Below are 14,644 nucleotides of genomic sequence, written 5' to 3' on the forward strand. Positions count from 1 at the left end.
TGACTTGTTCATTTTAATTCCTTATACATAATTTCAATGTATGTTCTGTAATACCTTCAAAAATTCAGCAAAAAGTTACAAATTTCTACATTATGATGTGGTATCCTCTTCAGCTGATTCTAATTCAATTTCTTCAATTGATTTATATGGCTGAAAATAGGCTCCAACATCGATATACAACACGCCTTCCATTTCAGGCGTGAGTTGAGCTGAGATAGAAGGGTAAACGCTCATTTTGTCTAAAAAATTATGGATGGAAGCAATAACCTCTTGTCCATCTGTTGTAAACATTCTAATTCGATTATGATTTGAATCATCTGGATCCCAGTAAATTTCAGATATTAACTGAACAATTGAGGGGTCAAGCTCCGCAAGTTGATTGGTTAAATCACCAAGAAGCTCCTCATCCGAAAATCCATATATGATTGGTGCATCACCTTTTGGAACTACGATTTCATTTTTTTCTAGTATTTTACCTGTCTCTAGTACCGGAAAATATAGATTGCTAGATTTAACATAGCCAACGCGACTAAACTCTTGAACATCGATATTGATTTGATTATACCATTTTCTTTCAATGTTGACTTCATTAATCTCTAAATGTTTCTCTATTTTTTGTTCCACTTCATCAGCATCAACTGTCCAAAAAGATTGTGTAGTCGATAAACCGCTTAAATCTAAAATGTCATCCTCTGAGACAACCCGGTTATGGGTAACGTTAATCGATTGGATGTGGCTAAAGGGTGACTGTAAATAGACAATGACTAAAATTAATAGCAAAATGACTGTCAAATAAGTAAAAAATCGCCTATTAGCCTTCTTTTTTCTCTCTTGTTTTAACTGAGGAATTCGATCTTCTATTGAGACTACTTTTTTTTCAGCCATTCAAACAGTTTCCCCTTACAATCAGAAAATTCTTATTCACATCATTATATCATAGTTTAAACCCATGATAATAAGGTAATTTGACTTAATTTAATCACTATACAATTGTTACGAATTTTTGAAAGTAGACTGTTATGAAAGGATTTCAACCTCAGTCATCATTTCGATTTGATATTCGGCTTTTACCTGTTCTTTAATCAGCTCAATCAAGACAATTACATCATGATAGGAAGCATCACCCTCATTGACAATAAAGTTCCCATGCATATCAGATATTTTTGCACCACCAATGCGGTGACCTTTTAACCCTAATTCTTCAACCAATTGCCCCGCATGATTCGGTAGAGGATTCCTGAAGATGCTTCCTGCGCAAGGATAATCCCAAGGTTGTGTTTCTCGTCGATATTCCTTATGCTTTTTCATTTCCTTTAGGACCGCTTTTTTGTCCCCTCTCGCTAATTGGAACACAGCCTCTATACAATACCCTTTCCGTTCATCCTGTAAAACCGATTTTCGGTAATCAAATTGCATTTGTTCATTGGTTAACCACTCAGTCGTTCCATCCTCAAACAGAATATGGGCTTTAACCAAAATCTTAGATATATCAGAGCCATGCGCGCCAGCATTCATAAAGACGGCCCCACCAACACTTCCAGGAATTCCTGCAGCGAACTCAAGACCGCTTAAACTTTCACGACTGATCATGGCCGCTAATCGTACCAATGGGTAGCCACCGCCTACACGGATTTGGTCATCCAAAACTTCTAGATGATCTAATCCCTTACCGAACTGGATAACAGCTCCCCTTATACCTTCGTCAGGAGTTAATAGATTAGACCCTCGCCCAATTACACGTATTGGCAAATCATGCTTTTTTAAAATAGCTAAAGCATCCTTTAGGGAGTCAATTGATTTCGGGCGAATAAATAAATCAGCTGGTCCCCCTATTTTAATCGTCGTATGTTTTTTGAAAGGTTCATCTATTAAAACTTTTCCAACGGATTTTTCTGTTAATTCATTATAAACGTGTTGCATCTTTACCATCCTTTTATCACCTTAAACATAATCATTCATGACTCAATTATTATTATACTGAATTTCATTTAGGAAATTAACCCGATAAAGTACAGATTATGTTTATTTAATTGTCGCATAACGGCTTATATTTAACAATATGCCAAGTGATAATAATGTTAATGTTAGTGATGAACCTCCATAGCTTAATAGTGGGAGTGTAATACCCGTAACGGGAATTAAGCCTATGACGACACTGATGTTGATCATAACTTGGATCATGATTAACGATGTGATGCCAAAGGCCATTAACGAGGCTGATAAGTCTTGAGCATGAACAGCGATTAAAAAACCTCGCCAAACGACGATAAAGAACAAAAATAAGATAAATGTTCCGCCAATCAAGCCTAACTCTTCAGCCATAACCGAAAATATAAAGTCAGTCTGTGGTTCAGGTAGATAAAAGTACTTCTGCATACTATTCCCAAATCCTAAACCCATTAAACCTCCTGGACCGATTGCATATAAAGACTGAATGATTTGGAAACCATCGCCTAACGGATCTTCCCATGGATTTAAAAAAGCTTGTATACGACTTATTCGATAAGGTGCTGAAATGATTAAACCAGCCAGTCCGACTAACCCTAATGAAGCTAGTCCGATAAAATGGCTTATCTTTGCACCAGCAATAAATAGTAATAACATGCCTGATAAAACGAACACAACGCCTGTACCTAAATCTGGCTGAAGCATAATTAATCCAAACGGTAACAGGATTAATAATAACATTGGCATAAATCCTTGTAAGAAATTAGGCAGCTTATGTTGGTTTTGTGGTAACAGCTTAGCAAAGAGCAGAATTAAACCTAATTTCATAAATTCACTAGGCTGTATACTAAATGCACCTACACCAATCCAACTTTTGGCACCACCTCGAACAATCCCAACGCCCGGAATAAATAATGCAATTAATAAAACAAAACAAGCAATATAAATGACGACCGCCCAATTAACCCATTTAAAATAAGGTATCTTCACCATTACCCATATTCCGATTAATCCAGCAATCGCAAACAACATCTGTCTTTTTAAATAAAAAAATTCATCCCCAAACTTATAATCGGACCAAACCGATGATGCACTATATACCATGAGTACACCAATTAATAAAAGGATTAGGACAGCTGTTAATAGGACATAATCCATACGCAACTTATTTGTATGATCGAATTCTCTTTTTTTGTTCATAAAAAAACACCCCTACTTCACTGGAAGTCGGGGCTATTGGTAGACAAGCCCCTATTAGAGCTTATGCACCAATTCAAGAAACATGTCTCCACGTTCTTCAAATGATTTAAACTGATCCCAACTCGCACATGCTGGGGAAAACAATAAAACATCTCCTGAATGACTGTTTTCGTAAGCTTTAATAGTTGCTTGTTCAACATTCTCAACCATAGATAAAGCATTATAGTGCTGCCGTTCACAAGCCTCTTGAATTTTTTTAGCCGATTGACCATAGGCCACACAATACTTGACATTCCTAAAATTTTGGATGAGTTCATCAAATTCATTGCCTCGATCCAGTCCACCTACCATTAAGACGATTGGCTCTTTAAATGCGTTGATGGCTTTTATGGTTGCAGAAATATTTGTAGCCTTAGAGTCATTATATATTTTGCGACCATACACCTGCTCGACAAATTGAAGGCGATGCTTAACACCCGTAAATGATTTAAGCACTCGAATAATCGTTTCGTTAGGTATATTAAATTCCATTGCAACCACGATGGAAGAAAGTACATTCTCTAAATTGTGATCACCAGGCAAAGAGATATCTTTCGTATCGATGATGAATTCACCTTGATTGTAAATCATTCCATTATCAACATATATCCCCTCTTTATAACTTCCGCTAACTGAAAAGGGGAATGATTTTGCATGAGAAGTCTGTATTGATTTAGTCAATACAGAATCATCATGATTATAAATCAATAAATCGTCATCAGTTTGGTTTTCCGTAATTCTTAATTTCGACTGAACATAGTCTTCCATCGTTTCGTGATAATCAAGATGAGCTTCGGTTATATTTAATAATACCGCTATATCAGGTTTAAATTGTTCAACAGCTTTTAATTGGAACGATGATAACTCCATCACCACAGGTTGTCCATTTGATTGTTCACGAACCACTTGAGTTGCAACCTTTCCAATATTACCTGCGATAAGCGGATTTAAGTTTCCGGCTCTTAATAATTCATGTACGAGTGTCGTCGTTGTCGTTTTACCATTAGAGCCTGTAATCGCTACGATTGGTCCATCCACTAAATAATAAGCTAACTCTACCTCTGTCACAACAGTGATGTCACGTTTAACTGCTTCATTAACTAATTCATGTTTATACGGTATCCCAGGGTTTTTAACGACTAAATCGACACCCTCTAAAACAAATAAAGGGTGACGGCCTGTAATAACTTCGACACCAAGTGATTCAAAGTGCTGAGCAATTTTATTTTCTTCAAATGGTGTTATATCATTTATTTTAAATGGAATATGACTATCATATAATAATTGCGCTGCAGCTTCCCCACTACGAGCTAAGCCCAAAACTAAAACTTGTTGATAAGGAAATTGTTGTAATGTTTTCACTAAATCCACACCTCAATATATATACCTAAAGCCGCACATACCATAGCGACTAACCAAAACGTCACCACCACACGCCATTCGGACCAACCTGATAATTCATAATGGTGGTGTAAAGGACTCATTTTAAATATTCGCTTACCACCTGTTAGTTTAAAATAACTTACTTGAATCATAACAGATAGCGTCTCAATCACAAATACGCCACCGATAACAATGAGCAATAATTCCAATTTCATTAAAATAGCTACCATAGCTATAACGGAACCAATAGCTAATGATCCTGTATCCCCCATAAAAACTTTAGCAGGATGACCATTAAACACTAAGAACCCAAGTAAAGCCCCTACGGCCGAAAGTGTAAATATGATAATTTCAGCATCCACATGTTGATGTGTCCCTATAATAGCAAAAGCGGCAAATGCAATAGAGGCTGTCCCCGCTACCAATCCGTCAAGTCCATCTGTTAAATTAACGGCATTTGAGGAACCTACGAGCATAAGTAGTAAAAATACACTATAAAACCAGCCAAATTCTAAAGTAAAATCGGTTCCTGGTACAGTAATCGTTGTATCGTAGCCTTGATTATGTAACACGATATAGGCGACTACCGCAATAAAAATTTGGCATAACATCTTTTGTTTTGACGTAAGACCTAAATTACGTTTTTTAATGATTTTAATAAAATCATCTAAAAAGCCGACCAACCCATAACCGACTAACACAAATAATAGGATGAGAAATTCACTCGTTTGGCTTGAAAATTCATATCGCCACACCACAAAAATGGAAGTGAATAAAATGGATGCGATAATGATGATCCCACCCATTGTTGGGGTTCCTGATTTAACTTGATGCGATTCGGGTCCTTCCTCGCGAATACTTTGTCCAAACTTTAACCGCTTTAAGAAAGGGATTAAAACTGGAGATAATAATACTGAAAATAAAAATCCGATACAAATCGTGATGAATATAACCGATTGAGGCATAATATTCCCCCTTCCTTTCTAAACCTTATTTCAATAATTGATTAACGACTTCTTCTAACATTAATCCTCTAGAAGCCTTGAATAAAATAGCTGTATGATCTTCCATTTTGGTCCTTAAGTATGGTATAAGCTTGTTCTTATCGTCAAAATGCATGACTTCACCATTGAACCTATCAGGAATACCCTTTAATATATATTCACTGGCATCGCCAACGGTATAAACGGCATCAATCGAATCATCCATGACCTCTCCTACCTTTTTATGCTCCTGTTCAGAGAATGGCCCTAGTTCAAGAATATCTCCTAATACAACGATTCGTGTTGTATAATTCATATGTTTCAATACATCAATTGATGCCATCATTGATGTCGCAGATGCGTTATAAGCATCATTGATTAGAACCGATCCATTTTCCGCTTTATGCTGTTCAAAGCGCATAGAAGGTAATGTAAGTTGCTCAAGGGCATGTTTGACTTCAGAGATGCTAATTCCAAGCTTATCACTTAAAGCAAAGGCATAAGCTGCATTTTTAGCCTGGTGTTTACCTAAAAGTGGGATTTGTATTGGTTCTCCGTTAAGATTAAACGATGTATGTTCATCCATTTGCTCAACCTCTGAAATATAGTAATCATGTACAGGAGAAAAACCACACGAGACTTGTCTTTCAGCCTCTTTTAATAAAGGTTCATCGCCATCAATGAAAACTAAACCATCATCTTTTAACCCTGAGGTAATCTCCAATTTGGCTTTGGCAATACCTTCTCGACTCCCTAAATACTCAATATGTGATTCACCAATATTGGTTATGATTGCATAATCGGGTTTTACAATGTGAGATAGTTCCTCAATTTCACCAAAATTGCTCATACCCATTTCTAAAATCAATGCTTCCGTATCAGTAGCCATACTTAATACGGTTAATGGTAAACCAATATGATTATTTAAGTTTCCTTCTGTTTTCCACACTTTATAGGACGTTGCAAGACAGTTTGATACGATTTCTTTTGTCGTGGTTTTACCATTAGAACCAGTTATACCGACAACAACGGGATCGACACGTTCACAGTAAAATGAAGCTAGCTGTTGCAATGCCTCAACGGTATCTTCAACAAAAAACACCGGAAAATCCTCTGGAATTCCCTCAAGATCTGTTCGGCTTGAAAGCGTTGCAACAGCACCTTGTTCAATGGCTTGTGAAATAAACGCATGCCCATCAAAATTCTCTCCAATTATAGGGATAAACAGACCATTTGTCACAGTCTGACGGCTATCTCTAAACACTTCTTCAATCACTACATTTGTTTCAGCGTTTTGTTGCTTCGGAAATAGTTGCATTAATTCGTTCGTTGAAAACATGTTCATGGTTTTACTCCTTTAATCGATCTTCAATATATGCTTTAGCGATTTCTCGGTCATCAAAATGGTGACGCTGACCATTTATATCTTGATAAGTTTCATGTCCTTTACCTGCAATTAAAATAATATCATCTTTCTCAGCAGACCATATAGCTTGCTTAATCGCCTCTTTTCGATCCGTTATTACACGAAACCGGTCACCACTTAAATGTCCAGTCATATCCTTCAGAATAGCCTTAGGGTCCTCGGTTCGTGGGTTATCAGATGTAAAAAATGTATAGTCGCTATATTTCATCGCAACATCTGCCATTTTCGGCCTTTTTGTTCGATCACGATCCCCACCACAACCAACCACTGTGATAATTTTACATTTTTTAATTTCGGTTATCGACTCGAGTACGTTTTCTAACGAATCAGGTGTATGGGCATAATCAACAATCACGGCAAACGATTGCCCAGCTTTAACTGACTCTACTCGGCCAGGTACACCGTTCGACTGTTCTAAAGCATTCTTGACTGTTTCTGAAGGAATATCATAACATTCTGAAGTTGCAATAGCCGCAAGCATGTTATAAATATTAAATTTACCTGTCATCTTTGAATGTACTTGAAACTTTGAATGAAGTGTAAGGGCTTCAAAAAATGAATCATTCGCACCTAACTCGATATTTTTAGCTCTTACAAAGGCCTCATCGGATAAACCATATGGAACGACGGGAAAACCCGTTGCCTGCATCATCACATCCGCATATCGATCATCGACATTAATAATGGCTGTTTTTCTTTGCTTATAATTATTACCTAGCTGAGAAAATAATAAGGACTTCGCATACGCATAATCATTCATGTTTAAATGATAGTCTAAATGGTCCTGAGTTAAATTGGTAAAGATGACTGTGTCAAATTCAATGCCGAATACACGGCCTAAATGTAAAGCATGCGAAGATACTTCCATTAGGACCGTTTGGATCTGCTTTTCTTTCATCATTTTTAAATGCTTATGCAAAAATAACGCATCTGGTGTGGTATTAGACAATGGATAACGTTCATTAATTATCGTCATATCTATGGTCCCAATAACTGCGGTACGATGACCATGGGCTTTAAAAATGCTGTTTAATAGATACGTCAACGTTGTCTTTCCATTGGTTCCAGTTATACCGATAATATTAAGATCATGACTTGGATGACCATAAAAATAGTCAGCTAATAATGCGAGTGCCTTAACCGTACTCGGAACATAAATGACCGGTAAATTCGTTTTAATATGTTGTTCAGCAACAACTGCATAAGCACCTCGTTTTTCAGCTTCTAAGGCAAAATCATGTCCATCAGATTGAAAGCCTTTAATACAAACAAATAATGAACCTTTTTCAACCTTACGTGAATCCATTTCAATATCAGTTATGTTGATTCGGGTAGGAATATTTGCTGTTTGGTATACTTGGAGTACTTCTAAAAGCTCATGTAAAAACATGGCATCTCCTACCTTCAACGTATTATACTGTACGTCAATATTATAGCAAAACTATGCTTGTATAAGAAAGAAAACTCGTAGATTAACGAGCTTTCTTTCTAAACTCATGTTCTCAAAACACAGAAAAACGTTTTTATACCAATCATTTTTTAATCCGAATCTCCTAGATATACCCGTATGGTGGAACCTGATTCAACTTTTTCACCTCTTTTAGGTGATTGCGATATGACCGTATCCCCATCTCCTTGAACATCAAGCGACAAGTTGTTTAAATAATGTCTCAAATTGTTTTTGCTTTCACCAATTAAATCGGGCACTTCAACCATTGGTACATCAGTCCATTGATATTCTTTTTCCAATCCACCTTCTCGCTTCGGTACATCTTTCGCTCTTAAAGTGTCACCAATAATGGTTCCAACAATTGGAGCCGTTACAACTCCACCGAATTGAACCGTCTCCTTAGGGTTATCAATTGCCACATAGACGACATATTCAGGATCATCCGCAGGTGCAAAGCCCATAAAGGATACGATGTGATTATTCTCCAAGTATCGACCATCAGGACCAACCTTTTGCGCGGTACCCGTTTTTCCTCCTACACGATAACCATCGACATAAGCTCCTCGTCCAGTACCTTTAGCAACAACAGATTCTAATGCACGACGTACCTCTTCTGAAGTTTCCTGAGAAATAACACGTTCTTTCATAACAGGTTCTACATCTTTAATTTTTTCTCCGGTTACTGGATCAACTAAACCATTAACAATCTGAGGTTCGTATAAGTATCCACCATTAATTGCGGCTGATACAGCTGTTATTTGTTGTATTGGTGTCACAGATACACCTTGGCCAAATGAGGTCGTAGCTAATTCAACGGGCCCAATCTGCTCTTCCTGAAACATAATACCTTTACTTTCTCCCTGTAAGTCAATTCCCGTTTTTTCCCCAAAACCAAATTCTTCGATATAAGTAAATAATCGTTCTTCCCCGAGCATCTGACCTAAACTAACAAATCCGGGGTTACAAGAATTTTCGGCTACTTCTAAATAGGTTTGACTACCATGGCCGCCACTAGACCAGCAATGTAATGTTGCTCCACCTACTTTTATGTCACCGTCGTCATAGTAGGTATCTTGATCCAAGTCTACTAATTTTTCTTCTAAAGCGGATGCTAATGTAATAATTTTAAAGGTTGACCCCGGCTCGTAAGTACTAAAAACGGGTAAATTTCGATTGTAAATTTCCGGTGAAACAGACTGGTATTCGGCTGGATGAAAGTTAGGGCGGCTGGCCATCGCTAATACTTTGCCATTATCCGGGTCCATAACAATAGCTAATGCTCCATCTGGATTATACTTCGCCTCGGCTATATCCAACTCGCGCTCAACAATTGACTGAATTTCAGCATCAATCGTTAGTGATAAATGATTTCCGTCTTCTGGGGGCTTATACCTGTTTGATAGCTGACTTAACCGCCTTCCCTTCGCATCTGAGAAGAAGGATAGTGCACCTTGTTCACCACTTAACTCATCATCATAGCTTAACTCCAACCCCATTAAGCCTTGGTTATCGATTCCTGTAAAGCCTAAAACATGGGCAAGTTGTTCCCCATGCGGATAGGATCTTTTCGAATCTTGAGCTAAATATATACCTGGCTCGTTCAACATTCGAATTTGTTCTGCTTGCTCTTCAGACAATTTCCTTCCCTCTGGGTGAATAATTTCAACAGCCGCCACTTTTGTTAAATGATCTAAAGCATCTTCTTTAGATATCGGAATGATGTCAGTTAGTTTTTCAGCAACGGATTCTGGGTTATCAATTTGTCTAGGTACAACCGCCAAGCTTGGCGCTAATTGGTTGTCCACTAAAACCTCACCATTACGGTCTAAAATCTTCCCTCTCTCAGCATAGAGTGGAATATCTCGGCTCCATAATTCTTCTGCCTTTTCAATAATCTCATCTGCCGAAATTAGCTGTACGTAAGCTAATCGGCATACCATTATGATGAAGTAGACAGCAATCAATAAAAAAACAGCGGTCAAGCGTTTTCTCACAGTAATAGCAGCGATTCGTCTCAATGTGTCATTCTCCTTTACGACTATGCTTGTATTAAAACTATGAAAAAACGTATAAAATTAGACCACTGTTTAATGATTACTTATTCCTCTTTTTCGTCTTCTTTGCTCTCATCTTCCTGAGATTTCATTTGTTCCTCCATTGCCTCGTCATGTTGCTTTTGTTTTGATTTTAGTTCAACAATAAGATGACTTTTTTCTGATACTTCGGTTTGTGGGGCTATATTCTGGTTCGTAACAAAGCCATTCCCAACAAAATCGATCTCAAGATCAAGGAGTTCGACTAATGATAAAACCTCTCTGAGCGTCCAATCAGTCAAATCAGGCATCGTTGGCTGGCCATCTGTTTGTAAAATAATATGTTTATTAGGTAAGACCATATCGCCTTCTTTTGGAATCGAATCGACAATTCGATTCCCGTTACCGATAACTGTCACATTAAATCCATCTTGCTTAAGACGATTTACGACTCCATCGGTAGATTGTTCATTAATGTTCTCTAGTTTAACAGAGTCAATATCTTGTTTTGATTCTTGATCAGGCTCAACATCTAAATAATGCAAACTATTTTCCATAACGGTTTTATAAATATAAGATGTTGTTTTCGAACCATTAAAACTGTAATCTATTTCAGGCTGTTTGACAGCAATATACATCGCAAGCTGTGGATCTTCTTTAGGTGCCATTCCCATAAATGAATACGTGTAGTTTTCAGCACCGTCTAAATAACCGCCACCATCCGGATTCGGAATTTCAGCTGTTCCCGTTTTCCCAAACGTCGAAAAATTGTCTAATTGGAAACGTTGCGCCGTTCCAATGTCCGAAGTGACTGTTTTGCCTAATAAATCTTTTAGTTGCTTACCTGTATCTGCAGAAATGGGCTGACCAACGTATTCAGGCTCTTCTTTTTCAAATACAATTTCTTGATTATTAGGGTTGACGATTCTAGATGTAACATAGGGTTTTACCATCTTTCCATCATTAGCAAGCGCTGATGCGGCCTTCATAATTTGAATCGGTGTAAACGTCGAACCTTGTCCAAATGACGTTGTAATTTGTTCCATCGGATAATTGTACAAGATGGAGCCTACTTGTTCACCATTTAAATCAATACCTGTCGCTTCATTAAAATCAAAGGCATGCAGGTATTCTAAGTATTTGTCTGGACCTAAATTTTCCCACAAAAGTTTAGCCATTGCAACGTTTGAGGAGTGTAACACACCTTCTTCATATGTGATTTCTCCCCAACCTTCACCACCATTATGGTCGTGAATATATCTATAGTTCTCATTAATTCGATAACGGCCAGATTGAAAGGTTTCAGATCCGTTATATACCCCTTCTTCAATCGCAGCGGCAAGTGTAAAAATTTTCATCGTTGATCCTGGTTCAAATGAAAAAGAAATCGCATCATTGTACCAGTTTTGCATGTTTTCTCGTGTGTTAGGATCAAAGGTAGGGCGGTTACTCATGGCTAAAACAGCACCTGTCTGCGGATTCATGACGATTCCTATCATTTTCGATGGATTATATTCCTCTTCAACTGTTGTCATAGCATCTTCTAAAAACGTCTGTATTTTTTGATCAATAGTTAAATAGACGTCATGACCATCTAGTGGAGGATTAACTTGTTCGTCAGTATTAAGCAATTTATAACCGTACTTATCCCTTTCATAACTGACAAAACCATTCTCACCTTTTAATTGTTCTTCGTATTCTTCTTCAACTCCGTAGGCACCAACTAGTTGTCCATCCTCATTATCTTGCATAAACCCGATAACTCGTGATGCAAAAGGTCCATTTGGATAATAGCGTTTTAAACGCTCATCAAAATATAAACCTGGTAAGTCTAAGTCCTCAATTTCTTTCTTTTGTTCCTCGGTCAAGTCATTACCAAAGCGTCCAAACTCAACCTGGAATTTATCATTATTTTTTCCATCTTGTAATATGTTTAATAGATTTGATTGATCCATGTCAAGTATAGGAGCTAATTTATCAGCGGTTTGATGTAGGTCAGTAACATGTAATGGTGTTGGGGAATTCCCTGTGTATTCTTCATCTAACACGGCATATAGAGAATAGCTCATCCGATTCCCAGCTAAAACCATTCCTGTACGACCGAGAATGTCACCACGTTCGGCTTCGATGACGCTATCTGTTTGTCTGAATTTCTCTGCATAATCAAGTAAATCGACCGCTTGTACTTCACCAGTAAACTGAATGTACATAAAACGGCCGATGATGATCATAAAAACACTTGTAAAAACGGCGACTAATATAAATGACATGAAGCTTCTCTTTTTAAACTGTTGCACGATTCACCACAACCTTAGTTTGTATGTGATGCTTGTTTGACCTCAGCATTTTTAATGGTTAATCCATGTTCCTCTGCGATTGACCAAATACGGCTAGGTTTACTCATCTGTTTAACTTCTGCTCTTAACGATGTGTTTTCGGATTGTAGTTGTTCAATTTCTTGATTCATTTGCTGAACATCTCGGTTTAAGCTATCTACTGATGACGAATACTGGACAGTGAAGACCATTGCAATCGACACGATGACTAATCCACTTGTGTATAAGACCTTTTCACCTTTTGAAAACCACGACTTTCTTTTAGGTTGCTTCTGTTTTTTCGGTGAAGGAGTCGTACGGACTTTTCTCTCGGGCATCACCGAATATTTTCTAATTTCTTCTGCTGCCATGATTAATGCCTCCTTTGGTCTACTAAGTATTTGTCATCCCATTCCTTAACCTTTTCAGCAATTCTTAATTTTGCTGACCTCGATCTCCTATTTTCCTCTAGTTCCTCTTCACTTGGTACAATGGGTTTGCGTGTAATTAAGCGAAATGGTGGTTCTGCTTCGTCTGGCATAATAGGTATATCCCTGGGAATTGGTGGATTGGAGCTCCACTTCTTCATGGACTGCTTACATATCCGATCCTCTAAAGAATGAAATGTAATGACGACAAGCCGACCACCTATGGATAATTTTCTTGCGGCTTGACCTAACGCTTCTTCAAAAACATTTAATTCATTATTAACAGCTATTCGAATCGCTTGGAAAACTCGCTTGGCTGGATGACCACCTTTCCGTCTTGCAAAGGCTGGAATCGCCTCTTTAATTAAATCAACTAATTCGTAGGTTGTTTCAATTGGTTTGGTCTCTCTAGCCTTCTCAATCTTTCTAGCGATTTGCTTTGAAAACTTCTCTTCTCCATACCGAGAGAAAATTTTAACTAAATCTTCAAAAGCCCAATCATTTACTACCTGATAAGCACTTAGTGAACTTTCCTGATTCATTCTCATGTCTAATGGTGCATTATGTTGGTAACTAAACCCACGTTCGGCCTCATCTAATTGTGGGGAAGATACGCCTAAATCAAAGATGATCCCATCGACTTCTTCAATACCACGTTGATTCAGTTCATTTTCTAATTCCGAAAAATTTTCATGAACTAATGTGACGTGACTTTGATCACCCTTAAATGCTCGTCTCGCATTTTCAATCGCATTCTGGTCTTGATCAAATGCAATGAGCTGTCCTTGATTGGACAATTGCTCGACAATACGTTTAGCATGTCCTGCACCACCAAGCGTACAATCCACATATATGCCGTTTTCCTTGATGTACAAACCTTTAATGGCTTCATCGTTTAATACACTATAGTGCTCGAACATTTAGGCACCTCTTTGTTTTAAATATCAAAATCCATCATGTTTTCCGCTATTTCAGTAAATGATTCTTCGGATTCTTCTACATAGTCTGCCCATTTATCTCTAGCCCATAATTCAATACGATTCGATACCCCAATGACCACACATTCTTTTTCCATATCAGCGTATTTTCTTAGTGGGGCTGGAATATTAATTCGTCCTTGCTTGTCAATTTCGCATTCAATTGCACCTGAAAAGAAGAATCTTGTGAATGCGCGGGCATCTTTCTTTGTTAAAGGTAATTTCTTTAATTTCTCTTCTAATATTCGCCATTCTTCTTGTGGGTATGCGAATAAACAGTTGTCTAGTCCACGGGTCAACACAAATGATTCACCAAGCCCATCACGGAACTTAGCCGGGACTATGATACGACCTTTTGTATCTATATTATGTTGAAATTCACCCATGAACATAGACTTCGCCCCACTTTTTCATATAGTGTACCACAATCCCCCACTTTCCACCACCCATTTTTAAAAATTTA

The 14,644-nt window shown here is 37.7% G+C and carries 12 protein-coding genes; all 12 read right to left on the reverse strand.

What is annotated here, in order from left to right; translation table 11 throughout:
* Nucleotides 1-90: 90 nt before the first annotated feature.
* The 12 genes from BLP77_RS03615 to mraZ all read right to left on the reverse strand — a co-directional run bounded on the left by BLP77_RS03615 (nt 91) and on the right by mraZ (nt 14,573).
* A complete protein-coding gene (locus BLP77_RS03615; protein WP_093855757.1) occupies nt 91-885 on the reverse strand; it encodes a cell division protein FtsQ/DivIB in 795 nt (264 codons plus the stop codon).
* 132 nt (nt 886-1,017) lie between these two features.
* A complete protein-coding gene (murB, locus tag BLP77_RS03620) occupies nt 1,018-1,920 on the reverse strand; it encodes a UDP-N-acetylmuramate dehydrogenase (RefSeq protein ID WP_093855983.1) in 903 nt (300 codons plus the stop codon).
* A 102-nt stretch (nt 1,921-2,022) separates the two neighbouring features.
* Nucleotides 2,023-3,147 (reverse strand): stage V sporulation protein E, encoded by a 1,125-nt coding sequence (gene spoVE, locus BLP77_RS03625; protein WP_093855758.1) that lies wholly within the window; start codon nt 3,145-3,147, stop codon nt 2,023-2,025.
* A 54-nt stretch (nt 3,148-3,201) separates the two neighbouring features.
* Nucleotides 3,202-4,548, reverse strand: coding sequence for a UDP-N-acetylmuramoyl-L-alanine--D-glutamate ligase (murD, locus tag BLP77_RS03630; RefSeq protein ID WP_093855759.1), 1,347 nt, complete (start codon nt 4,546-4,548; stop codon nt 3,202-3,204).
* On the reverse strand, nt 4,548-5,534 hold the full coding sequence (gene mraY / locus BLP77_RS03635) for a phospho-N-acetylmuramoyl-pentapeptide-transferase (RefSeq protein WP_093855760.1): 987 nt from the start codon (nt 5,532-5,534) through the stop codon (nt 4,548-4,550). The genes murD and mraY overlap by 1 nt, the downstream gene beginning before the upstream one ends.
* A gap of 25 nt (nt 5,535-5,559) precedes the next feature.
* Nucleotides 5,560-6,897: a UDP-N-acetylmuramoyl-tripeptide--D-alanyl-D-alanine ligase gene (locus tag BLP77_RS03640; protein ID WP_093855761.1), complete on the reverse strand. Its 1,338-nt coding sequence runs from the start codon at nt 6,895-6,897 to the stop codon at nt 5,560-5,562.
* Nucleotides 6,898-6,901: 4 nt separating this feature from the next.
* On the reverse strand, nt 6,902-8,368 hold the full coding sequence (locus BLP77_RS03645; RefSeq protein WP_093855762.1) for a UDP-N-acetylmuramoyl-L-alanyl-D-glutamate--2,6-diaminopimelate ligase: 1,467 nt from the start codon (nt 8,366-8,368) through the stop codon (nt 6,902-6,904).
* 149 nt (nt 8,369-8,517) lie between these two features.
* On the reverse strand, nt 8,518-10,446 hold the full coding sequence (locus BLP77_RS03650) for a stage V sporulation protein D (RefSeq protein ID WP_093855763.1): 1,929 nt from the start codon (nt 10,444-10,446) through the stop codon (nt 8,518-8,520).
* 80 nt (nt 10,447-10,526) lie between these two features.
* Nucleotides 10,527-12,731, reverse strand: coding sequence for a penicillin-binding protein (locus tag BLP77_RS03655; protein WP_093855764.1), 2,205 nt, complete (start codon nt 12,729-12,731; stop codon nt 10,527-10,529).
* A 41-nt stretch (nt 12,732-12,772) separates the two neighbouring features.
* Complete coding sequence (ftsL, locus tag BLP77_RS03660) at nt 12,773-13,147, reverse strand: cell division protein FtsL (RefSeq protein ID WP_093855765.1); 375 nt, start codon at nt 13,145-13,147, stop codon at nt 12,773-12,775.
* A gap of 2 nt (nt 13,148-13,149) precedes the next feature.
* Nucleotides 13,150-14,124: a 16S rRNA (cytosine(1402)-N(4))-methyltransferase RsmH gene (gene rsmH, locus BLP77_RS03665; RefSeq protein WP_093855766.1), complete on the reverse strand. Its 975-nt coding sequence runs from the start codon at nt 14,122-14,124 to the stop codon at nt 13,150-13,152.
* Nucleotides 14,125-14,141: 17 nt separating this feature from the next.
* Nucleotides 14,142-14,573 carry a division/cell wall cluster transcriptional repressor MraZ gene (gene mraZ, locus BLP77_RS03670; RefSeq protein ID WP_093855767.1) on the reverse strand — a complete coding sequence of 144 codons (432 nt, stop codon included), beginning with the start codon at nt 14,571-14,573 and terminating at the stop codon, nt 14,142-14,144.
* Nucleotides 14,574-14,644 lie beyond the last annotated feature (71 nt).

Origin of the sequence: Tenuibacillus multivorans (assembly GCF_900103915.1) — a bacterium.
GTDB lineage: Bacteria > Bacillota > Bacilli > Bacillales > Alkalibacillaceae > Tenuibacillus > Tenuibacillus multivorans.